We start from the raw sequence: 20,511 nt of genomic DNA, 5'->3' as shown, positions 1-20,511 counted from the left end.
CTACGCCTTGGGTGTGACATGTGGGTAGTGTTGCGCCGCAAACTCGGGCGAAATGAAGCCCTCGCGGATGCTGCGGGCCACCTCGGCCGGCGCGCGTTCGGCGGGTTCGCCGAACCCCCCGCCGCCCGGGGAGATCAGGCGTATGGCTTCGCCTTTTGCCATGATGCGGTCGACCACGAACATTTCAATCTCTTCGACCGCTCCATCCGCGCGGTGATACTCAAGCGAGGCGCGGCCGCCCTCGCCGCCCCCGAAGATGCCTGGGGCCGGGCTTTTCTTGCCGTCAGCCTTAGTCGAAACCGACACGCCGTCGACCAGGGACCCGATGTCCCGGATGATCGCGGCTCCGCCCTGCGTCCTGCCCGGCCCGACCGTATCGATGGCGAGACCGTACTCACGCACGATCAGCGGAAATTCGATCTCCAACGGTTCGGCCGGGGTATTGGATGTGTTGGTGATGCCCGCCTGCGTGCCATGCATGCCATCCTTACGAAGCGTCGCACCGACGCCGCCGGCAACCGCCTCGACGTACACGAAAGGCTCACCGGACCGGCGCTTGCCGTAGAACGCCATTCCGGTGTTGATGTCGGCGGAGGGCGCTACAGCCCGCTCTCGCGGCAATGCTTGCGCGAAGGCCAGCGTGATCGCACGCACAACCCGTTGCGCCGTGTATTCCCGATTGCCGACCGCCGCGGGGAACTCGGGATTAAGGATGGTGCCCTCCGGAGTTTCGATCCGGACCGGCTGGAACATGCCGAAGTTGGCTGGTATGGATGGGTCCACCATCATGTTGATCCCGCAGAAGACCGCCGCGAGCAGCGGATAGTGCCCCATGTTGATTGAGCCCTTGGCCTGCCGGTCGGTGCCCGCAAAATCGAGCGTCACCTCGCCACCCTGCATGCGAACCATGAGGCAGATCTTCTTGGGAGGCCCGGGTACGCCCTCGTCATCGGTATAAACCTCCGAGCGGTACTCTCCGTCGGGAAGCTCTTTAAGCCTCTGCCGCATTCGCCGTTCGGTATAGATAAGCAGGTCGGCCATGCTCTTCTGCACACGAGCCAGCCCGTGTTCCGCCGCGAGCTTTTGCAGGCTTCTTGCCCCCTGATTGTTGGCGGCGATCTGGACCTTGAGGTCCAGGATGCGCTCCATAGGATCGCGGGTGTTGTGTGCGATCATGGCTAAGAGGTCCTCGTCAAGCACCCCCTCGCGAACGATACGCATATGCGGGATGCGGATGCCTTCGGCGAAGACGCTGGTGAGGATGTGGTCAGTTGACCCGGGGATGACGCCGCCCACGTCGGAGTGATGGCCGATGTTGCCGATGAAGTACTGTATTTTTCCGTCGATAAAGACAGGCGTGATGATCGAGATGTCGTTGCTGTGCGATCCGCCTGCCAAGTAGACGTCGTTGCAGATGAACACATCGCCTTCCTGAAAGCTCTCAAGCTGACGGGAGGTTAGCAGGGTCTCCACCCCGCCCATAACACCCGACAACAGCATCGGAATGTAGAGCGCCTGGCAGATGAGACGGCCACCCTTATCGAAGATCGCGACGGAGGCGTCCTTGCGCTCCTTGATGTTGGTGGAAAACGAGGAGCGGATCAGCGTATTCATGACCTCGTCGGTGATCGACAGAAGCCGATTGTTGAACACCTCCATGTCAATGGCATTGATCTGGTTCATGCGTCAGACCTCTCCCTGGTCAAAATGAGATTGCCCCATCGGTCGACAGTTGCGGCCCAGGCCGAGGGGAGAACGGTCGTCGCGGTGGGTTCCTCAATCACGGCAGGCCCGACGATGGTCGCACCCACCGGCAACTTTTCGCGGTCGTAGATTCCCGCCTCGGTCCAGGCAGCATTCTCCTCGCCCATATGCACCGTGCGGGTGCCAAGACGGGCTTCGTCCAACGTGCCTCTCACCGCAGTTGGCTCTTCGAGCGGCATGGCAATCCTGCCGATGGCTTCAACCCGGACGTTGACGATCTCGATCGCACGGTCTTCGACGTGGTAGCCGTAGACATCATCATTGACACCGTAGAAAGCGCGCACGAAAGCGTCCTTCTCAAAGATGTCGCCCTCGACGCGAACTTCAAAGTTCTGGCCGACATAGCGCGCCTCAATCACACGGACATGCTCGCGCAAGCGTTCGGGCACGCCTTCGCTGATGAGCCACATGTCGGCTTCCACGATCATGGCTTGCGCGTGGTCGAGCACCTCGCGCCAGCTGGTCTCCGTAAGTGCCATCACGTGGGACCTCACGAAGCTCCGGGAGATATCTGAGAGCAGAACGCCGCGCGCGCACATTGTCCCAGGCGCAACGGGCACGAGGACGGTCGGGATTCCAACCTCATCCGCGACGAAAGTGGCGTGCAGCGGCCCCGCGCCTCCGAACGCCACGAGTGCGAAATCCTTGATGTCGCTACCACGCTCGATCGAGATGGAGCGGATCGCACGCGCCATGTTCGCGACGGCAATTCGAATGATGCCGACGGCCGCGTCATCGAGCGAGGCACCGATTTTGTCGGCGATCGCCGTTATGGCGCGCGTTGCCGCGGAACGATCCACCGGCATGGCACCACCGAGAAGGGCAACCGGATTGAGGCGGCCCATGTGCAGATTCGCGTCGGTGATTGTGGGCTCAGTGCCGCCGCGCATATATCCCACCGGCCCAGGCACCGCGCCGGCGGAGTGCGGCCCTGCCTTCAGGGCGCCGGCGTCATCGACCCATGCAATAGAACCACCGCCTGCACCGATCACATGCACATCGACCATCGGGCAGCGCACCGGATACCCGGCGACCTCCCGCAGGGGTGTGTAGGCGCCGCGGCCATTCAGGACGAGCGAAACGTCGGTCGACGTGCCGCCAACATCAAAGGTCACGGCGTTCAGAAATCCGGCGGCCGAAGCCACCTGCGCAGCCCCTACGACTCCGGCCGCGGGGCCTGAAAGGCAAGTCCGGACGGGATAGGCCTTTGCCGCCTCCATCGACATCAGGCCGCCGTTTGAATGCACCGTATGTGGTACCGCCCGCACACCCAGCCCGCGCGAGCGATGCATCAAGCGGTCTAAATAGCCCGCCATTTTGGGCGTCAGATAGGCATTCATCACGGTCGTGGAGAAGCGTTCGAATTCCCGAAATTCCGGCTGTACGTCCGAACTTAGGGAAATCGGCATGCCGGGCAGTTCCTCGCGCAGGATCTCGCCGGCGCGTTTTTCGTGGGCGTGGTATCGATAGGCGTGGACAAAGCAGACCGCGACGGCCGCAACTCCCGCGGCACGCAACTGGGCCGCCGCGGCTCGCACAGCGGCTTCATCAAGCGGTATAATTTCATCGCCGTCCGCGGTGTACCTTTCGGCAATCTCAAGGCGTAACCAGCGCTCGACCAGGGGCGCTGGGCGGTGAATGGAATAGTCATAGAGGTGCGGACGCTGCTGCCGCGCGATCTCCAAGACGTCCCGGAACCCCTTCGTGGTGACGAGACCGGTTAACGTGCCTTTCCGCTCAATGATCATGTTCGTGGCGACGGTGGTGCCGTGACCAAAATGAGCAATAGCCGCTGGATCGAACCCGCTAGCGATGACCTTTTTCAATCCATTTTCGATCGCCTCCGAAGGGTCGTGAGGCGTCGAGGGCGTCTTGAAGTGGTGTAGGTCACCCGTAAGCTCATTGGCTAGGGATACGTCCGTGAACGTCCCACCGACATCGACCCCGAGCCGATATTGCTCCTGCGTCATGCACGACCCTCAAACATCTGGATTCGCCAATCCGGATGATGAGAATTGTGGGCTTTCGCAGAGACGAACAGTCAAGATCCTGCCGAGAAATAGCGATATCATGCCATCGAAGTTGGTTATCGAATTTGAGCCATTGGGTGGGCAGTCGGCTCTTAGCTTCTCGCTGGGCGGTCTAAGGTCAGCACCCATGCCCACGTCCAATTCCACGGCGCCGGCGCGGTCGGGCGTGGTGCCGCCCGCCAGCAGCTTCTCCTTCGAGAGCAATCCAGCATCCTCGAGCGCTTCGATATCGCGAAGATCGCGCAGCGTATCGAATCCGAACCGCATCGGGAACTTCAGTGGTGGTGACACAGATGTAGGGTGCGCCGGGCTGCAGCGCGCGCGGGACGGAGGCGATCATGCCGAGCCTCGCAATTGCCGATCAGGTCGGCTGATTTTTGTGCCAAAGAGGCGCAGAAATCGGCCCGAGTGATCGGTTGGAAATAGGCCACCGTCACATCACCGGCCCTTCCGATTGAGAGAGGTCAATCATCCACTCACTGACGCTGTGCGGATGGCGTGGGCGTAGGCGGGCCGCGTCAGATGCCCAAAGCCGCCGGCGGGGTAGTGTAGACCGGCTGGAACCTGATCTGGAAAATAATAGGCGCGGCGATTGATGCTTATGAACGGATCGAGGCTGGCACGCCGGCATCTCGGATTGGCACTGTTCATACACTCAAACGTCTCTGCGTCTCACCCGCCTCACCCAAAATCCAGTCGCGAAATCTCTTAACCTTAGCTCGGCGTCATGACGCGTTCGCTCGATATGTTGTCGGCGCAAAGTGTCCGTCTCGGCGGCGCGTGCCTCAAGCTCGTGCTGCACCGCCAAGGTGACCTCAAGCGTCATCGGCGTCATCAGCTCGACAAGCAATGCACCCACTGCCGGGTCGACGACTTTGCCGGGCACGGACTGGCAGATCTTGCCGCCACGGCGGGTGGCGGTCTCCTGGCAGATATAGGTCGGGACAGGCTGACCATGCTCCTGGCTGTAATGGACGCCCATGCGCCCGCCGCAAAGGCCGCAGAGAACTCTGCCCTGGAGCAAGGCAGATCCTTCGCGAACCGGTCCGGCGTGGCGCTGCATTCGGTAGGCTTGCGCATTGTCGGCGAGACGCTGCTGGTTGGCCTTGAAGCGCTCCCAGTCAATATAGCCCGGATGCATGTCGGGGATCACGAACCGCCACTCGGCCATACCAACCTTGATCTGCGAGACGCCGCCGCCCGGCCGCGGCCGACCACGCGTTCGACCGTAGACGAAGGCGCCGGCATATCTCGGATTATGCAAGACCTGGAGGATGCGGGCATGCCGCGGCGGCGCCCACATCAGCTCGCCTTTGTGCGGTCCCTTGCGCAATCGCCGCGGGAACAAAATACCTTCGTCGAGGAAAAACTTGACAGTTCTGGTTGCGCTGCCCAGGCGCTCGAAGGTCGTGAACACCATGCGGAGCGCGGCCTGCACCTCGGCGTCCGGGTCGAGTGCGAGGGTGCCATCGGACAAGTAGACCAGGCCCACGGGCGGCCCTATCTTCAGATCGCCGCGGCTTGCCTTGTTGAGTTGGCCGCCGCGCATGCGCGCCTTGAGGAAGTGCAACTCCGCTTCCGACATCGTTCCTTTCGAACCCGCGACATACTGCCCAGCAACAGCCGCTTGAAGTCGTTGTCCAGTATCCGTATCACCCGCATGCCGGCGCGCGCCTCACGGTCGTGCGTCATCTCCTTTACGCCGGCGACGCCCACTTTGTCGTCGACCTGCCGGATGGCGGCCGGCTGCTGCTGCCGGCGTGGATGACCGAGACCGGCGCGGCGACGCCACCGATGGTGGCCACGCCACGGCTTTCCTTCACCTGCCTGCGCGAGCTGCGCCCAAGACCGGCGTTCAGCGGATCGTATCCTTACACGGCGGCATTGCTCCGTCAGCAAGGCGTAGAGCGGCCTTGGCGCTCGGGCTGGCGGAGCGCGAAGAGATCTCTCGCGGGATCGCGGCGGGTCTCGCAATACGCGCTATTGCACGAAGTCTAGGGCGATCCCCATCGACAATATGTCGCGAGATCTCGCGCAATGGCGGTGCACAAACGTATCGTGCAACCCGGGCTGACAAGCATGCTTGGGAGCGAGCGCTGCGCCCGAAGCAGTGTCGCCTGGCATGCTCTGGACGGCTACGATGGCGGGTGGCGCAAAAGCTGGCGCTGCAATGGTCGCCGGAGCAGATAGCGGGCTGGTTGCGGCGAGAGTACCCGGGCGATCCAAGCATGCGGATATCTCATGAAGCGATCTATCGCAGTCTATTTCATCCAGTCGCGAGGGGTGACCTGCTGCTGGAAGGACACTGGGCGGTGTCCGGAGATCGCTTCAGAAACCTGGCGAAATCCTTGATGGCTCGGATATGAGCCTGCTGGGCTTTGTCGCCCATCCCGCGAATGCGCATGTCTTCGATCATCCGCTCGCGCAGCGGGGTGGTCCTCTCCTTCGTCATGGGAACCTCCTGTCTGATGATTGAGAAGACCCCAATCGTCAGCCAGGACCGCAAACCGACAAATGCACGGCGTTCAGATCATTGCTGCACCCTCGCCACGGGCGCCAGTGCCGCGCGAGCGGCTTCGTCCTTGCGCTACAACCGGACGACGGATCAACCGGCGAGTTCGAGCAGCTTTTGATACAGTGGATGATTGCGGATCGGATCGAGATCTGAATCATTTTTGACCCAGAGTTTCATATCGGTTCCAAACTGCTGAACGCAAATCTCCAGCAATTCGATGGCCCGATCGATTTCGCCAAGCTGCGAGTAGGTGCAGGCGGCATTTATAGCGACAGAGATTATCGTCCGGATCGATAGCCAAAGCACGCGCCAGCCATTCCTCTGCCCGATCACGCTCTCCGAGAAATGCCAGCGCGACGGCTCCTTGCTGCGCAGGCTTTGAGTCTTCCGGATGCTGCCTAAGCGCCTCTTCGGCTCGTCGCACTCCGAGGCGCGCATATTTTGTTGCTTCCTCCAGACGTCCGAGGGACCGAAGGACACCAATTAGGAAAAGCGGCGCCTGATAGTCATCCGGCTGAATCTCCATTGCGCGAAGGTAGTGCTGAGCCGCCTGCTCGAAATCGCCCTTTGTAAGGAAGAATTCGGCGTACAACTGATTGGCTTCGTAGCAATTGGGGTCTAGTGCAAGGGCCCTTTCGAAAGCGACAGCCGCCGCTTCGGCGTTGCTGTCGATCATCAAGGCGTAAGCCCTTGCCGCATATGCTTCCGCCAGATTGGGCTCGAGCGCCAAGGCCTTGCCGGTGGTTGCCAGAAGATCGGCGGCCGAAACCTTCACGCCATGCCTGGAATTGAGGCGCGAATCGCAGTTCGCCATACCCGCGTAAGCGCGCGCGAATCGCGGATCTAGGTCCGCGGCCCTCGCAAACATCCGCCGAGCCAATATCAGTGAGGATCTCGTCGTCGCATGAAGTAGCTGGCGACCCCTTAGATAGTTCGTGTACGCTTCGACATTGTCGGTCGGCGCTTGCTCGATTGCCTTCTTCTCATCCGGCAAGAGCTTGACCTTGAGCTGGTCCACAATCGTTTTGGTAATCTCATCCTGGATGGCGAAAATATCGGTGAGCTCACGGTCGTAACGAGCGGCCCACACATGGCCGCCGGAGATGCCTTCGATCAATTGGGCGTTGATCCTTACACGATCCCCGGCTCGGCGAACGCTACCCTCGACCACATAGGCGACGCCAAGCTCCCTCGCTGTCTGCTCCAGGTTCACCGCCTTACCCTTGTAAGTGAAGACCGTATTGCGGCCGAGCACGAATAAGCCCGAAACATTCGACAGGTCGGTGATGATGTCCTCGGTGATGCCGTCACTGAAAAATTCCTGTTCGGGGTCATTGCTCATGTTCGCGAAGGGCAGAACTGCCACCGACGGCTTCTCGGAGCGCTCACGTACTTGACCGCCTCCGGCTGCTGCAGGAGTTATACGGCTGTCGGGTGATCTCAAATTGATAAAGTAGACACGCACCGACTGGGCAATATTCTTGACGGTCTTCTCGCCTTGATCGAGGAACTCAAGTTCCAGCTTGTTGCCGACGTGATTGCGTACCGCCTCTGAACACGCGATGCCGCCTGGCCCAGCAAGGCCCTCGAGACGCGCGGCCATGTTCACGCCGTCACCGTAGAAGTCCTCACCATCGACGATGATGTCGCCGACATTGATACCTATGCGGAACTTTATGTGCCGGTCCTCGGGAATTCCCGCGTTGCGCCCCGGCATGCCGCGCTGGATCTGAACGGCGCAACGCGCCGCGTTGAGAACGCTTCCGAACTCAACCAAACAGCCGTCCCCCATGACCTTGAAGATGCGGCCACCGTGCTGGGCTATCGTGGGATCGAAAAACTCGCGACGATGCTGGCGCAGCGCACCCAGCGTGCGCTCTTCATTGGCCTCCATGAGGCGGCTATAGCCCACCACATCCGCGGCCAAGATGGCGGCCAGACGTCGCTCGACCTGCTGCTCGGACAAAGCCTTGTTCCCCTCAATCGGGAACTATCCTATTCGATCCGGAAGCGAATGTGCAGCGCCCATCGCCGAAGCAGCGTGGAAGGTCTGGAAGGGGCCGACAACGGAGGGACTGCCTTTGAATACAGGACAAACGGACAGGCCGGCCACAAGCCGCAATGTCTGGAATTGGGCCTACAGCCGGACAGCAAAGGACGCAGCACGTCAACGAGTCGACTTACTCGTCCGAGGCAGGATGGTGCGTCGGCAAATCCGCCCACTCGCGCAGCGAGAAATGCGCTGTCGGATCAATCGGGGCGTCGTTGCTGGCGCATACGCGGTCGATCCAGTTGGCCACCCAGTTCCGCACACGGGATAAGAGATTCCGGCGCTCGGCTTCGATTAATGCGATCCTCGTATCGATCAAGCTCATGAGCGGCTCCTAGTGTGTTCGGCGGATATCGCCGGCGCGAGCAAAGCTGCAACCAGACCGCGCTTTGTGTCCCAAAGCCGGGGCCAGGATAATCCAAATGGTGTGGGGCATATTCCGGCAACCCGGCCTTGCGACAGGTAGTCGTTGCAGGGCTCGATCAGCAGGTGGGCGATGCGATCCTGTGGATAGATAAGCGGTTCCATCGCTGTCTCCATCGGGCCGCGGGGGGCATCCGCGGTGCTTGATCGGCGGAGAACGCCCGATCTCGGAGATACATGGACCACTCTCGCATGTTGCGTCCAATATCTATATCTTCTACCGATCGATACCCAATCGGCATGAGTTATCATGATCGACCTTCGGCGTGCGCGAAGCTTTGTCACCGTGGTCGAACTCGGGACCGTGTCGAAGGCGGCGCAGCATCTTCATGTCGCCCAGCCCGCACTGTCGCGTCAGCTGCACGAACTTGAGCATGAGCTCGGGTTCAAGCTTTTCGACCGGGTCGGGCGCGGACTTGTTCTCACAGGCGAAGGTGAACAGATGCTTGCGGACTGCCGCGGACTTCTCAACTACGCGGCCGCGGTTCGCGAAAAGGCACAACTGCTTCGGGGTGGCGACATTGGCATACTGAAGGTGGCGGCATCCCCGCAATTCATCGAGGGCATCCTCGCCGAATTCTCCATCGCTACGCAAAGCTCTTTCCCGGCGTCCAGGTGGAACTGCGCGAGCGCTGGGATGGGACGAGATGCAGGGGTTACTGGAGCGCGGCGACATTCACATCGGGCAGAGCCTCGGCAATGCAGTGCCGCCCCATGATCAGCGCTTCGAAAGCCATCAAATTATGCCCCTTGAGCTACTCTTGGCGTTTCAGCCCGGGATGGCGCCGGCTCCAGGGGACAATGTGGAGATTCGTTGTCTAGCGAAGTATCCGTTGTTGGTGCTCGATACGAACTACGCCAATCGACGAATGTTCGATGCGGCATGCCGGCTCGCGGGACTGGAGCCAACCATAGCCTTTGAAAGCCGGACCCCGCACACGCTGATAGCGATGGCGGAAAGCGGGCATGGCGTAGCGGTGATTCCGTCGACGATGCGATTCCGTTCCGATCAGCTGCAAGTCGCTCATCTGACGTTCCAGAAAAAACGTCTCCGCGAACCGCTGGCGGTCTTTTGGGATCGACGGCGCCCGCTGCCACGGTACGCGATCGCGTTTTGTCGCGAACTGGCCGACTATGCTAGTGCATCTCGCCCGACCGATGAACGTTGAATGCCTCATCGGAGACTGCGTGCGCCATAGCCCGCACGCTGACCACACCTCCGACATCCAAGTGAGGCGGACTTTCCTGCATTTTCGTTCCTCAGGCGTCCACTTTTGGCGCGACCACTATGCGGGTCATCTGCGAGCGGTCTACTTCCAACCCATTGCTGACGTTGTGACTTGGCGCGATGATCTCGACCGAGCCAAGTCGGCGTGTGGGTCTTAGAAGGGAGAACGTGCATGGTTGAATTCAACGTCGGCTTCGTGATTTTCCCGGGGATCACACAACTCGACTTTACCGGTCCGTTTGAAGTTTTGAGCCGGCTGGGAAGCCGCTAGCTCTCGGCTCCAAGCAAATTTGCCGAATCCAAAGTCCACGTTATCGCGAAAACCGTGCTCCGGGTTGTGAGCGACCGCGGCCTCGGCATCCTGCCGACTTGCACCTTCGAGAAGCAGACGCGACGAGCCCACGGTCGCTGACACTGTCAGCTTGCAGCAAGCAAGACTGATCCCGGCGGCCGATATGCGGCGCAAAGCCACTGGGCCGAACACGAAGCGATGACGACCCCGCTCTCGCGAGGTCGTTTTCATCAGATTTCAGTTCCCTCGGCCAGCGTCAGTGCATCCTCGACGTCGCATCGTCGTTGTCTGACCCGAAGCAGTCATTGACTGTTGAAGGCTCAGTGTCCCGAAAGGGGTAGGAGACCATCATTCCACCCAGGTAGCCGTTCTCGTTGCTGGCCACGATGGACTCCTCCGTGCGGCGCAAATATCATCGATCCAACCAGTGAGGCGATCACTTAATGGCTGATGAACGCGTCAAGCGCCGTCTTGCCGCTATCGCTGTGGCCGACGTGGTCGGCTACAGCCGAATGATGGAGGCGGATGAGGCGGGTACGCTGGCGGCACTGAAGGAGCGGCGCAAGGCGATCCTGGAGCCGATCGTTCGCGATCGCGGCGGGCGGATCGTCAAGCTTATGGGCGACGGCGTGCTGATGGAGTTCACCAGCGCGGTGAACGCGGTCGAGGCTGCAGTCGAACTACAGGCCAAAATGGCGGAGGCCAACCAATCCGTCACCGAGCACCGCCGCATATTGCTGCGTATCGGCATCAATCTGGGCGACGTGATCGGTGAGGGCTCGGACATCTATGGCGACGGTGTGAACGTTGCGGCTCGCCTCGAAGCCTTGGCAGAGCCAGGCGGGGTCTGCGTCTCGGCCAAGGTTCATGAGGAATTGCGAGGCAAAGGCAACGCTGCCTTCGAGGACATGGGCGAGGTGGCGCTCAAGAATATCGTCAGACCGGTGCGCGTTTACCGTGTGGAAACGAGTACTGGTCAGGTGGGCGGGCGGGCCGCAACGACGTCTGCTGCCGGGCCCTCCATTGCCGTTTTGCCATTCGACAATCTGAGCGGCGATCCCAGTCAACAATACCTTTCGGACGGCATCACGGAGGACATCACCACCGAGTTGTCGCGGTTCAGAAATCTTACCGTCGCGGCGCGTCACGCTTCGTTCCATCTTGCCAGGATGGGCATCAACCCAATGCAGGCCGCCCGCGATCTGGGCGCGAACTACGTCATCGAAGGTAGTGTGCAGAAGGCGGGCGAGCGGATGCGCATTACTGCGCAGTTGATCGACGCAAGGACAGGCAACCACGTCTGGGCGGAGCGGTATGATCGCGAATGCCACGACATTTTTGCTGTGCAGGACGAAGTCGTGGCAGCAATCGTGACGACGCTCGAGGGGCGAATGGTGGCCGCTGCTGCTCTTCAGGTGCGCAAGCGGCCAACGTCGAGCTGGACGGCCTATGACTTTTTCCTGCAGGGCCGGGAGCTGGCCGACGCCAACATGGAGAAGGAGGCCGTTCCGCTTTTTTCCCGCGCGACGGCGATCGATCCCGATTTTGCGCACGCTCACGCCTGGCTGGCGATCGCTCTCCTCGGCCGCTACTGGTTCGACACCGACCCACGAACGCTGCACGAAGCGTCACTTGCCGCACAAAGAGCCATGGAGTTGGACAGCAACGATCCGACGGTCCACCACGCCAACGGCATGGTCATGGTGTGGCTCCGCGAATACGAACGGGCCGGCGTCCATTTCGACCGCGCCGTCGCTCTCAATCCGGCCGATGCGCAAATTCGCGCGGACCGAGCGAATTGGTTGCGATACGCCGGCCGGCCGGAGGAGGCTCTGGCTTCAATCGATGACGCGCTGAAGAGAACCCCGTTTCCACCACACTGGTTCTGGGTAATTCGCGCCAAAATTTTGTTGGAACTGAGGAGATATGGCGAAGTCGTAGCGGCCTTGGACAACATGCCAAAAAAGGATCACCCCGCTTGGCTCACACTGGCGGCCGCCCATGACCATCTCGGCCATGCCGCTCTCGCTGCGCATGCGCTGGCAAAGGCTCGCGAACTTAGACCCAGCATCTCATCGCGGGAACTGATCGCTGTGAATCCTTATGCTCACCGAGATGCGCTCAAACCTCTGCTCGATGGCCTGCGCAACGCCGGATTGCCGGAGTAAGTAGACCGCCAATGGGACATTGAAAATTTACACCACGCGGCGAGTTCACCGGAACGCATGCGGATATGCGATAGAGCTGCCGCGTGCTGATCGGCTTCATCGCGTGCTGCCCGGGAAACAACCAGCCGTCGCGATGCATTACACCCTGCTGCCGCCCCACCCTCCACCATTGCCGCAGGACAGTGAGCAGGTCCTCCGAGAGCATGGCGTTGCGATATCGCCCACCTTTGCCACGTTCCACGCGCAGCAGCATGCGTTCGCTGTCGACATCTGCGACCTTCAGCATCGACACCTCGGCGACGCGCAGGCCCGCGCCATAGGCAACCGACAGTGCGGCCTGGTGCTTAAGGCAGGTGGTGGCGTTGAGCAGCCGGGCGACCTCGTCGCGACTGAGCACCACGGGCAGGTTGCGCGGATGCGACAGCCGGACGAGCCGGCGCGCCAGGTCCGGGCGGTCGAGCGTTTGGGTGAAGAAGAAGCGTAGCGCCGACACGATGCTGTTCATCGTCGGCACGGGAACGCCATCTTCCTGCTGGTCGATCTGGAACCGACGTAGGTCGTCGGCGGTCGCTGTGTCTGGTGAACGCCCGAGGAATGTCGCCAGGCGTCCGATATCGCGGAGATAGTTGCGCTGTGTCTCCCGTGAAAAACGCCGCATGTTCATGTCGTCGATCAGCCGCTGGCGCAGCGGGCTGATCGAAGCTTCGAGAACTGGATGAGGCATGGTCAGGCTCCTTGTTGAAGAAGCCTGTGATGCTCTGCCCCTGCCGAACCCCGCTCAACGCAGGCGCAACGACCGGTTCTTGATCCCTACCTCAACCGCACGCGCCCTCCCGCGCAGCGGGTCGTCTAGTCGCTCGGCCGTCAAGGGGGTGAGTGCAAGGCAGTCGTCCTTTCTGTCGATGCTCGTTCGTTCGCTCGTATGCCGGGTACAGGGTCGTCTACGCGGTCGATGCAAAGATCGCCGCAGGATGAGTTTCGCAGGTGAGATCTTCCTATGTTCGTTACGCAATCTGCTAAACGAGGCAGTTGCTTCCCGCTTCGCGGAATGATCTCAGCCACGTCCCGGCAGGGACGGCTCGGTGCGTCCTGTAAGAACGCTATCGGTTGAATGGCCTGAAGAAATCGTCGCAGGCGAGCGTCTGCAGGATCAGGCAGCGGCGGGCGTTCCTCCGTGCGGATCGAACAGCTCGCCCGTCCGGAGCATCGCATGCATGATCACTGCCAGCTTGCGCGCCAGGGCCACGGCCGCGCGCTTGAAGCCGAGCCGTTCTTTCAGCTCCAACGCCCAGGTTCGCAGGGTGCTGGTATCCGTCGACCGGTTCAGGATGACCGCGGCCGCCTCGTATAGCAGTCCGCGCAACTGATTGTCGCCACGGCGCGAGATATGGCCGTCATTATCGACCTCGCCGGACTGGTAGCGCCTCGGGGTCAGGCCCACCCATGCACCCACGGCGCGCGAGTTCCTGAAGTTCGCCGGATCCTCCACGGCTGCGGCAAAGGCGGTGGCTGTGACGGTGCCTACACCAGGCACTGACATGAGCAGACGGCAATGCTGGTCCTCACGCGCCATCGCGGCCAGCTGCTTGCTCAGCTCTGCTATTTGCTGTCGGATATTGCTCCATGCCTGAAGCATTGGCGCAACGATGCGTGCCAGCTTGTCTTCGCCCTGCAGAAGGTCGCGAACGTTGCGCTCGAACACGCTGCCGGCGCCCTTGGGCACGACGAGGCCGAACGTCTTCATCAACCCACGGATCTGGTTGGATATCTGCAGACGCATCTTAAGCAGCTGGCGCCGCGCGGTGATCAGCGTGCGGATCAGCATGCTGTCGAAACCTTTGACCCGAACCTCTCGGTAGAAGCCGACCTCGGCCAGATGTGCCAGGCCATCAGCATCGTTCGCATCGGTCTTGTTCGCGGCCATGTCGAGCGCGGCCTTGGCATGCCGCGCGTCGATGCAGATCACCGGCAGACCCTCTGCCATCAGCGCGTGGTAGAACCACACCGACAGCGGCCCCGTCTCGAACACGATCCGCCGGGCATACGGTGCGCGCTTGCGGATCACCGCCGCGAGCAGTTGCGGGTCGGACGCGCACTTGCCCCGCCAAATCCTCTTGCTGTCCTGCCGGATCGATATTGCCGTCTCTTTCATGGATACGTCGAGACCGATATACTGCTTCATGGCTGTCCTCCGTTCGATGCCTGGGCCCGGTGTCGATCGTGAGCCCGTTCTTCATCCTATCGGGGGACAGCCAGCCGGCTAGATGTTCGAACATCGCCGCCACATCTTAGGTGGCCACCGCTCCCGCGATTACGTCATGTTCGTTCCCCGTGAACATACCGGTCGTTCCGTTGCTCCGGCTTAGCAGGCGATTCTGGCGCTACAGCCATCTTTGCCAAGCGATACGGATACGAGCTGCATCTTCACACCAACCCCACCCTGAAATCCTCCAGAACCTGAGCCAGCCCTCGCGCGCCGAGAAGCGCCATGACGCGCTTCGCCTGAAGCTTCGGTACCGCGCGATCGTAAATAGCAAGGTTGGTCGCCTCGTTGAGGCGCGAGGGATAAATGATCCCGTCGGGCTCAGATGGGTGCTCGTGAAACGCCAGTGACCACCGGCGTGCCAGGTTCTGGCGCTGTGCCCGAACGACATCGGTCGGCACCCCCATTCTGACGGCGTTGTCATCTCTGAGGTCGACAACTCGAAGTGAGGCTGTGGTCGCGATCTCCGCATAGCGCCGTCGGGTCAGCTCCACCTCCTCTATTGGAACATCGTAAAGGATCCCTTCGCGGCGATCGCGGAGCACCGTCTCGAGGAAGCACACCTTCAGGGAGTCGCCGAGTAAAGAACGCCAAACCGATTGGCGGATCGCTGAACCGGCTCGGCGACTTCCCGTACCCCAACGGATCGGGATAGGTGCTCCGGTAGATCCGGCCGAATGTCCGACCCGACGATATGGTCTCGATTTCGAGGTTTGCGCGCGCGAAATCGGGTGGAGGTGGAACGCCGGGCATTCAGTCGAAATCGCCCCTGGCCATGCCTTCCGCCGCGGCCAACACCGAGGCGTCATCGCCTTGCTGAAGGGCTCGAAGGCCCGTCCGCCCATCGAGGGCGCCATGGTGCGACGCCAGAAACCGATAGACGGCCCAGGCACTGTTGCCCAACATTGCATGCAGCGCTGGCAATGCGCCGAAGGGACGACCGTCCTTGTCGAGTTGCCAGACAGGAAAGCGGAAACCGCGTTTGGCGCCATCGATCCCGAGCACCTGTCCGCTTTGCCGCTTGGCGTTGACCGTCACCCGCGATGTGCCGAGCAGCTTGGCAAAGGTATCCGCGCTCAGCATCTCCTCGCCGGCGACAATTTCGGCGACGCGCTTGCGGCCACGCGCGCGCGCTTCGGCAAGCGCCGCCTCGAGTTCGGCATCCGGCCTGCCCGTGTCCTCGACGGGAAAGGTATCGACCGGTTGCTCCTCGACGGGCGTGATCGTCTGTGCACCGGCGGCCGGATCGACCTCTACCCGGAACGAAACGCGATGGCCGATCTTCCGGCTGCGTGCGATCGCTTCCTGATAGCGTTCGAGCAGCACCTTCTTGAAGTCTGCCTGTGCCGGCAGCTTCGTGGTGAAGCTCAGGGCGGCGACTCCCGCATGGGATGCGGTCCCGCTATGATTGCTTGGTTTTGGAGCGGCCATGATGAGAACCTCCTGCTGTCACCAATATGGTTGCAGAGCGCAAGTTCGTCAAGTTCGATAATTTCGTAAATTAGCGAATGGCTGCGGACTAAACAATTCCCCACGCTCGAAACCTTCCCCTGCCCGTCATCTCGCGCAGCCCGAGCTCGCCGACCAAATTGAGCGCACCCTGTTTTGTCACCTTTAGCCTGGGCGTCCGAATGTCCATATGGGCGTCGTGCAGGACGAGGTCCTCGAGGTGGACGAGCTCGCCCTCCAGCCAAAGTGCCGCGGCCGCGTCGGCGAAGTGTTGGCGCTCGACAAAGCCGTCGCGACAGGCGATCGGGCGAGCCGCTCGTCAAGCCGCGTGTCGCTTTCACTTCCTGATTTCAATCGCGGAATAGTCATGGGCTGTTTAGGTTTAGGCGCTACGACGGTCGTGATTTTTCGCTAACGATTTCACTGACTGCTCATTTTGCCGAACCGATTGCACAGCCTGAAACCGGCGCCTGCAGCGTCACATTCCGAAGAAGCATGGTCGACGGCGCGCCGGGTTGCGCGCGAACTCGACAGGATTTTGGACGGCTCAGGTCCCCGACGGGCGGCGATCGTTCGGGCCGCAGCCGAACTGCGCCTTTCGACGCGGCAGGTCTACAACCTGCTCACACGCTACCGTGTCGATCGGACCGTGACGTCGCTCTTGCCCTGCCGGGATAGGACACGGAAGAAGCGACTTCAGCAGGACATCGAGAAGATCATCGCGACGACACTGCGAGAGCAGTGGCTGGTGCTGGAGGCTCCGCCCCTCGCTCCGGTCGTGGCCGAGATCCGCGCCCGCTGCGAGGAGGCCGGCCTGGCTCCTCCGTCCTACCTCACGGTCGCTCGCCGAATACCAGCATTGTTTGGCGCCGAGGAAATCGCAAAGAAGCGATCTGCGAACCCGAAACATCTCTATCGGCTCAAGGCCCGGCCTGGATACATCCACGCGGCGTACCCTCTGGATGTCTGCCAGATCGATCACACGCCGACCGACATCAATTTCGTCGAGGTTGTCGAGGGCGGCGGGACGTTCGTCGGCAGGGCCTACCTGACGCTCGTCACCGACGTGGCGACGCGCTGTATTCTCGGGTTCTGCCTCACGCTCGAAAAGCCGTCGGCGCTGTCGGTCGCATTGTGCCTGGCGCAGGCGATGTGTCCGAAGGAGGAATGGCTGGCTGCGCGCGGTATCGAACATGGGTGGCCGATGTTCGGTCGACCGCGATCGCTAGTCACCGACTCCGCCAAGGAGTTCAAGGGCAATGCCTTCCAGCGCGGGTGCGAGGACTACGGCATCCGCATCCGCTACCGAGATCGCGGCCGGGTCCATCACGGCGGCGTGGTCGAAAGGCTGCTTGGGAAGCTCAACGGGGTTCTTGCAACGCAGCCCGGCTCAACGGGCCGATCCGTGGCGAACCGCGACCAATATCCCGCAGAGCGGCGCGCGCGTCTCAGCTTCGCCGATCTTGAGCGATGCGTCGTGCTCGCGGTGATCGACCACAACCTGCAGCAAAACGCGAGGACCCTGAAGGTGCCGGCGTCAGAATGGAGCCGGCAGGCGCACGACCTTGCGCGTTTCGACGATGATGCCATGAGGGTCCTGCTGGCATTCATGCCCGGAACGGAGCGCCGCATCTCACCGCAGGGCGTCAGCATGTTCGCGCTCGACTATTACTCATCTTGGCTGGGCGAGCTTGTTCCGCAGCGAGATCGGCTGGGCAAGCTCGAGCTTCGATAAAATCCTCGCGACATCAGCCATGTCTATGCCCGCGATCCCGAAACCAGGGAGTTTCGATTTGTGGAGCGGCGCGACGGCATGCTTGCTCCGATGACGTTGTGGGAGCACGAGGCCGACCGCCTGCAGCGACGCGCCGCGAACGCGCGCACGGATGTCGAGAAGGTAACGCTGCGCCGGCGGATCGCGGAGATTAGCGGCGGATCGAAGCCGTCGAAGGCTGAGCTGCGCAATGCCGTGCGCAAATCCCACGCCGCTGACGCGCCCAAGCCCTACGACGCGATGCGGCCGGAGCCGCCGGCGCCCGCCGATCATCCCTCTCGCTCGAAACGCCGCCTGCCGGTGGAGGATTGGTGAGATGACGGGTCATCTTCTCGATCACGTTCGTCCTCACCTCGACCGCAGCACGGAAGAGCGGATCACCTACATTCAGGCGCCGCGATGGATTGGACATCAGGTGGCGGTCACGGCGCATGAACGCCTTGCCGAACTTCTGTCGCGGCCGCCATCGTTGCGGACCCGAGGACTGATGCTCGTCGGCCCCTATGCCAACGGCAAGACGATGATCGCCGAGCGGTTCGCCGTCGGGCATCTGAGAACAGCCGAGCAGCAGCGGGTATGGGTGGTGCAGACGCGCGAGGGGGCCGGTCTCGCCCATTTCTACGGGAGCATCCTGCAGGCCTTGCGCGCGCCGACGGGCAGCAGCCGGAACGTCGGCCGCAAAGCCGAACAGGTCGATCATCTGCTCGACAGGCTGAAGCCCAGAATGCTGATCTTCGATGAGTTCCACAATGCGCTGCGCGGCCGTGCCCGCGACGTCGAGGCCATGCTTGCCTTCCTGCGGAGGATCGGCCGCCAGTTCGACATCTCTCCGGTTCTGATCGGTGAGGTCACCGTCTATGACTTCGTAAACCAGACCGCTGAAATGGCGACCAGGTTCGACCTACACGCCGTGCCGCGATGGCAATATGGCGAGGAGTTTCTTGCGCTGCTCGACAGCCTGGAGAGCGCCTTGCCGCTTGTCCGTGCGTCCGATCTCTCGGAGGAACCCTTGGCGCGAAGGATATTCCAGCTCTCCGAGGGACTGATCGGCGAGATCGTAGCGATCATCTCCGCAGCGGCCTCAGCCGCAGTGAGGTCCGGCGAGGAGCGAATTACGAAATCGGGCATCGATGCGCGGCACCACGTCCCGGTCTCGAGGCGCCGCCGGGCGCCGGTGCGTGACGACCTGCTGTGACGGGTGATTCGGTACGGGCGGCCTTCGCGATCGAGATCCGCGAGAGATATGGCGACGTTGCGGGAACCGCTGGCCGGTTGCCGTCTCACCCCTTCCGGACGAACTGCTTTCGAGCTGGCTCCACCGTCTCGCGCTCGCGAACGGCACCGCGCCGCGGTCCTTCGCCGGCGTCCTGGGTCTCGGCGAAAGGATGTGGTCGCCGCGCCTCGACCTTAGACTACCGCGCCCCGTCGCCACGTTGCTCGGCCATCAGACCGGCCGGGCGACCGAGGAGATCTCGGCGATGACGATGAGCGGATGTGCGATGGCCCCGCTCTTGCTGCCATTGCGCGCCAGCTCGCACCGGAGCCGTTCGACCTGGATGCAGTATTGTCCAGATTGCTTTACAGCGGACGAGGCGCCGTATCTTCGGCGGCAGTGGCGGCTGGCATCGCGTGTGTCGTGCTTCGCGCATGGCTGCGGGCTTCGGGATCGATGTCCGGCCTGCCACTCCGGCATCGCGACCTTCGACCAATGCGAACTGGTCCCCCAGCATTTTTGTGCACGATGCGGGTTCGACCCGCGCGCTGCTCCCAGGGCCGCGGTCCGGGCGTCCGCGCGCCGTCTGGAACGCGCGATCGCGGATATATGCCGCGTGGACACGGCCAAGGGTTTGATAAAAATAAGCGACGCCGTCGCGCGGGTTCTGCGCGCGCCGGTCGCCGCCGAAGTCCGATCAGCGAGGACGCTCACGAATCTATCGAGCGCCGCGCGCATTCGCTGCTTCGAGGCGCTCGCATCGAAACCTCCTGACTGGCTTGTGAAAGACATGGACGGCGCCGACGCATGCCGACGTTGGATGATCCTGGCTGCGGGAAGCCATGAGGCGCTGATCGCGCGCTTTGCAGACTTCCTGGAGGGACATCAGGCAGCGCCGCGACCGAAGCGCACCCCAAGTGTCAAAGCGGATCGATCCTTCGGCGCTTACGTGCGCCTTATGCACGCCGTTGGCGCTCGTGCTTGAGCAAAAAGGTAGCTGCAGCTCAAGCACGCGCCATTCGAAGTCGGTGATATGAAAGCCGTCGGTCAATAAGCGACCTCTGAGCGGACGTTGAGGCGGGTTGCATGCATACGGATGCCCCCGGGGCCCTGAGGAGGGTTCTCAGTGAAGGGGTGGTGGCGAGGCAGAGTTTTACCAGCATGGAGGCACTGGAGCAGCATCTGGCCTAGCGGATGCGCGAGATCGCGGACCTGCACTGCCACGATTCGACAAGGACTTCGTGCAGGGCATCATTGCCCTGCAGCAGAGTGACGGCCGGCTTCGCGCGCGCAATGGACGCGTGCGAGACGCTGCTCGATGCTGGCTCTTATGGCGCTGAGG

15 protein-coding genes and 6 pseudogenes are annotated in these 20,511 nt (G+C 61.9%); 9 read left to right on the top strand and 12 right to left on the bottom strand.

What is annotated here, in order from left to right; all coding sequences use genetic code 11:
• From NKJ01_RS01840 to NKJ01_RS01825, 4 genes are all read right to left on the bottom strand, one after another.
• On the bottom strand, window positions 1–1,683 hold the full coding sequence (locus tag NKJ01_RS01840) for a hydantoinase B/oxoprolinase family protein (RefSeq protein ID WP_352725548.1): 1,683 nt from the start codon (window positions 1,681–1,683) through the stop codon (window positions 1–3).
• Window positions 1,680–3,734: a hydantoinase/oxoprolinase family protein gene (locus NKJ01_RS01835; RefSeq protein WP_352725546.1), complete on the bottom strand. Its 2,055-nt coding sequence runs from the start codon at window positions 3,732–3,734 to the stop codon at window positions 1,680–1,682. Before NKJ01_RS01835 ends, NKJ01_RS01840 begins: the two co-directional genes overlap by 4 nt.
• 9 nt (window positions 3,735–3,743) lie before the next feature.
• Window positions 3,744–4,061: a hypothetical protein gene (locus NKJ01_RS01830; protein ID WP_352725544.1), complete on the bottom strand. Its 318-nt coding sequence runs from the start codon at window positions 4,059–4,061 to the stop codon at window positions 3,744–3,746.
• Window positions 4,062–4,449: 388 nt separating this feature from the next.
• The gene (locus tag NKJ01_RS01825) at window positions 4,450–5,379 is read right to left on the bottom strand and encodes a recombinase family protein (RefSeq protein WP_352725542.1); all 930 of its coding nucleotides are present in this window, start codon (window positions 5,377–5,379) and stop codon (window positions 4,450–4,452) included.
• A 65-nt stretch (window positions 5,380–5,444) separates the two neighbouring features.
• On the opposite strand from NKJ01_RS01825, the pseudogene NKJ01_RS36355 reads away from it, so the two are divergent.
• Window positions 5,445–5,621, top strand: a pseudogene (locus NKJ01_RS36355) (hypothetical protein); the annotation flags it as partial.
• 17 nt (window positions 5,622–5,638) lie between these two features.
• Window positions 5,639–6,080 (top strand): annotated as a pseudogene (locus NKJ01_RS01815) (transposase); the annotation flags it as partial.
• On the opposite strand, the gene NKJ01_RS36350 reads toward NKJ01_RS01815, so the two are convergent.
• The 3 genes and pseudogenes from NKJ01_RS36350 to NKJ01_RS01805 form a co-directional block, all read right to left on the bottom strand.
• A complete protein-coding gene (locus tag NKJ01_RS36350) occupies window positions 6,061–6,210 on the bottom strand; it encodes a hypothetical protein (protein ID WP_502905846.1) in 150 nt (49 codons plus the stop codon). The pseudogene NKJ01_RS01815 and the gene NKJ01_RS36350 overlap by 20 nt on opposite strands.
• Before the next feature lie 189 nt (window positions 6,211–6,399).
• Window positions 6,400–8,293 (bottom strand): annotated as a pseudogene (locus tag NKJ01_RS01810) (TPR end-of-group domain-containing protein).
• Window positions 8,294–8,489: 196 nt separating this feature from the next.
• Window positions 8,490–8,684 carry a hypothetical protein gene (locus tag NKJ01_RS01805; protein WP_352725538.1) on the bottom strand — a complete coding sequence of 65 codons (195 nt, stop codon included), beginning with the start codon at window positions 8,682–8,684 and terminating at the stop codon, window positions 8,490–8,492.
• A gap of 348 nt (window positions 8,685–9,032) precedes the next feature.
• Between NKJ01_RS01805 and NKJ01_RS01800 the strand changes: the two genes are divergently transcribed.
• From NKJ01_RS01800 to NKJ01_RS01790, 3 genes are all read left to right on the top strand, one after another.
• Complete coding sequence (locus NKJ01_RS01800; RefSeq protein WP_352725536.1) at window positions 9,033–9,500, top strand: LysR family transcriptional regulator; 468 nt, start codon at window positions 9,033–9,035, stop codon at window positions 9,498–9,500.
• Window positions 9,430–9,951 carry a LysR family transcriptional regulator substrate-binding protein gene (locus NKJ01_RS01795; protein WP_352725534.1) on the top strand — a complete coding sequence of 174 codons (522 nt, stop codon included), beginning with the start codon at window positions 9,430–9,432 and terminating at the stop codon, window positions 9,949–9,951. The genes NKJ01_RS01800 and NKJ01_RS01795 overlap by 71 nt, the downstream gene beginning before the upstream one ends.
• An 836-nt stretch (window positions 9,952–10,787) precedes the next feature.
• On the top strand, window positions 10,788–12,470 hold the full coding sequence (locus NKJ01_RS01790; RefSeq protein WP_352725532.1) for an adenylate/guanylate cyclase domain-containing protein: 1,683 nt from the start codon (window positions 10,788–10,790) through the stop codon (window positions 12,468–12,470).
• On the opposite strand, the gene NKJ01_RS01785 is transcribed toward NKJ01_RS01790, so the two are convergent.
• The 5 genes and pseudogenes from NKJ01_RS01785 to NKJ01_RS01760 all read right to left on the bottom strand — a co-directional run.
• Window positions 12,424–13,194: a tyrosine-type recombinase/integrase gene (locus tag NKJ01_RS01785; RefSeq protein WP_352725530.1), complete on the bottom strand. Its 771-nt coding sequence runs from the start codon at window positions 13,192–13,194 to the stop codon at window positions 12,424–12,426. The genes NKJ01_RS01790 and NKJ01_RS01785 overlap by 47 nt on opposite strands.
• Before the next feature lie 426 nt (window positions 13,195–13,620).
• A complete protein-coding gene (locus tag NKJ01_RS01780) occupies window positions 13,621–14,652 on the bottom strand; it encodes an IS110 family RNA-guided transposase (RefSeq protein WP_352725528.1) in 1,032 nt (343 codons plus the stop codon).
• 242 nt (window positions 14,653–14,894) lie between these two features.
• Window positions 14,895–15,296: an RES domain-containing protein gene (locus NKJ01_RS01775; protein ID WP_352725526.1), complete on the bottom strand. Its 402-nt coding sequence runs from the start codon at window positions 15,294–15,296 to the stop codon at window positions 14,895–14,897.
• Between the two features lie 190 nt (window positions 15,297–15,486).
• Window positions 15,487–16,164 carry an XRE family transcriptional regulator gene (locus tag NKJ01_RS01770; protein WP_352725524.1) on the bottom strand — a complete coding sequence of 226 codons (678 nt, stop codon included), beginning with the start codon at window positions 16,162–16,164 and terminating at the stop codon, window positions 15,487–15,489.
• A 118-nt stretch (window positions 16,165–16,282) separates the two neighbouring features.
• A pseudogene (locus NKJ01_RS01760) lies at window positions 16,283–16,551 on the bottom strand (helix-turn-helix domain-containing protein); the annotation flags it as partial.
• Window positions 16,552–16,618: 67 nt separating this feature from the next.
• Between NKJ01_RS01760 and NKJ01_RS01755 the strand changes: the two are divergent.
• From NKJ01_RS01755 to NKJ01_RS01740, 4 genes and pseudogenes are all read left to right on the top strand, one after another.
• Window positions 16,619–18,271: pseudogene (locus NKJ01_RS01755) on the top strand (TnsB C-terminal domain-containing protein).
• A gap of 1 nt (window position 18,272) precedes the next feature.
• Complete coding sequence (locus NKJ01_RS01750; protein ID WP_352725522.1) at window positions 18,273–19,151, top strand: TniB family NTP-binding protein; 879 nt, start codon at window positions 18,273–18,275, stop codon at window positions 19,149–19,151.
• Window positions 19,152–19,197: 46 nt separating this feature from the next.
• Window positions 19,198–19,557 (top strand): annotated as a pseudogene (locus tag NKJ01_RS01745) (TniQ family protein); the annotation flags it as partial.
• 228 nt (window positions 19,558–19,785) lie between these two features.
• Window positions 19,786–20,154 carry a hypothetical protein gene (locus NKJ01_RS01740; protein ID WP_352725520.1) on the top strand — a complete coding sequence of 123 codons (369 nt, stop codon included), beginning with the start codon at window positions 19,786–19,788 and terminating at the stop codon, window positions 20,152–20,154.
• The last annotated feature ends 357 nt before the right edge of the window (window positions 20,155–20,511 follow it).

It is taken from the genome of Mesorhizobium sp. M0276 (genome assembly GCF_040321755.1).
Classification (GTDB): Bacteria; Pseudomonadota; Alphaproteobacteria; order Rhizobiales; family Rhizobiaceae; genus Mesorhizobium.
The sequence above is the reverse complement of the archived record's forward strand: the minus strand, read 5'-3'. Positions and strand labels throughout refer to the sequence as shown.

What these genes read in the sequence shown, in the direction of transcription:
- NKJ01_RS01840 (WP_352725548.1), bottom strand. Translation starts at nt 1,683, where the DNA reads ATGAACCAGATCAATGCCATTGACATGGAGGTGTTCAACAATCGGCTT.
- NKJ01_RS01835 (WP_352725546.1), bottom strand. Translation starts at nt 3,734, where the DNA reads ATGACGCAGGAGCAATATCGGCTCGGGGTCGATGTCGGTGGGACGTTC.
- NKJ01_RS01830 (WP_352725544.1), bottom strand. Translation starts at nt 4,061, where the DNA reads ATGCGGTTCGGATTCGATACGCTGCGCGATCTTCGCGATATCGAAGCG.
- NKJ01_RS01825 (WP_352725542.1), bottom strand. Translation starts at nt 5,379, where the DNA reads ATGTCGGAAGCGGAGTTGCACTTCCTCAAGGCGCGCATGCGCGGCGGC.
- NKJ01_RS36350 (WP_502905846.1), bottom strand. Translation starts at nt 6,210, where the DNA reads ATGATCGAAGACATGCGCATTCGCGGGATGGGCGACAAAGCCCAGCAG.
- NKJ01_RS01805 (WP_352725538.1), bottom strand. Translation starts at nt 8,684, where the DNA reads ATGAGCTTGATCGATACGAGGATCGCATTAATCGAAGCCGAGCGCCGG.
- NKJ01_RS01800 (WP_352725536.1), top strand. Translation starts at nt 9,033, where the DNA reads ATGATCGACCTTCGGCGTGCGCGAAGCTTTGTCACCGTGGTCGAACTC.
- NKJ01_RS01795 (WP_352725534.1), top strand. Translation starts at nt 9,430, where the DNA reads ATGCAGGGGTTACTGGAGCGCGGCGACATTCACATCGGGCAGAGCCTC.
- NKJ01_RS01785 (WP_352725530.1), bottom strand. Translation starts at nt 13,194, where the DNA reads ATGCCTCATCCAGTTCTCGAAGCTTCGATCAGCCCGCTGCGCCAGCGG.
- NKJ01_RS01780 (WP_352725528.1), bottom strand. Translation starts at nt 14,652, where the DNA reads ATGAAGCAGTATATCGGTCTCGACGTATCCATGAAAGAGACGGCAATA.
- NKJ01_RS01770 (WP_352725524.1), bottom strand. Translation starts at nt 16,164, where the DNA reads ATGGCCGCTCCAAAACCAAGCAATCATAGCGGGACCGCATCCCATGCG.
- NKJ01_RS01750 (WP_352725522.1), top strand. Translation starts at nt 18,273, where the DNA reads ATGACGGGTCATCTTCTCGATCACGTTCGTCCTCACCTCGACCGCAGC.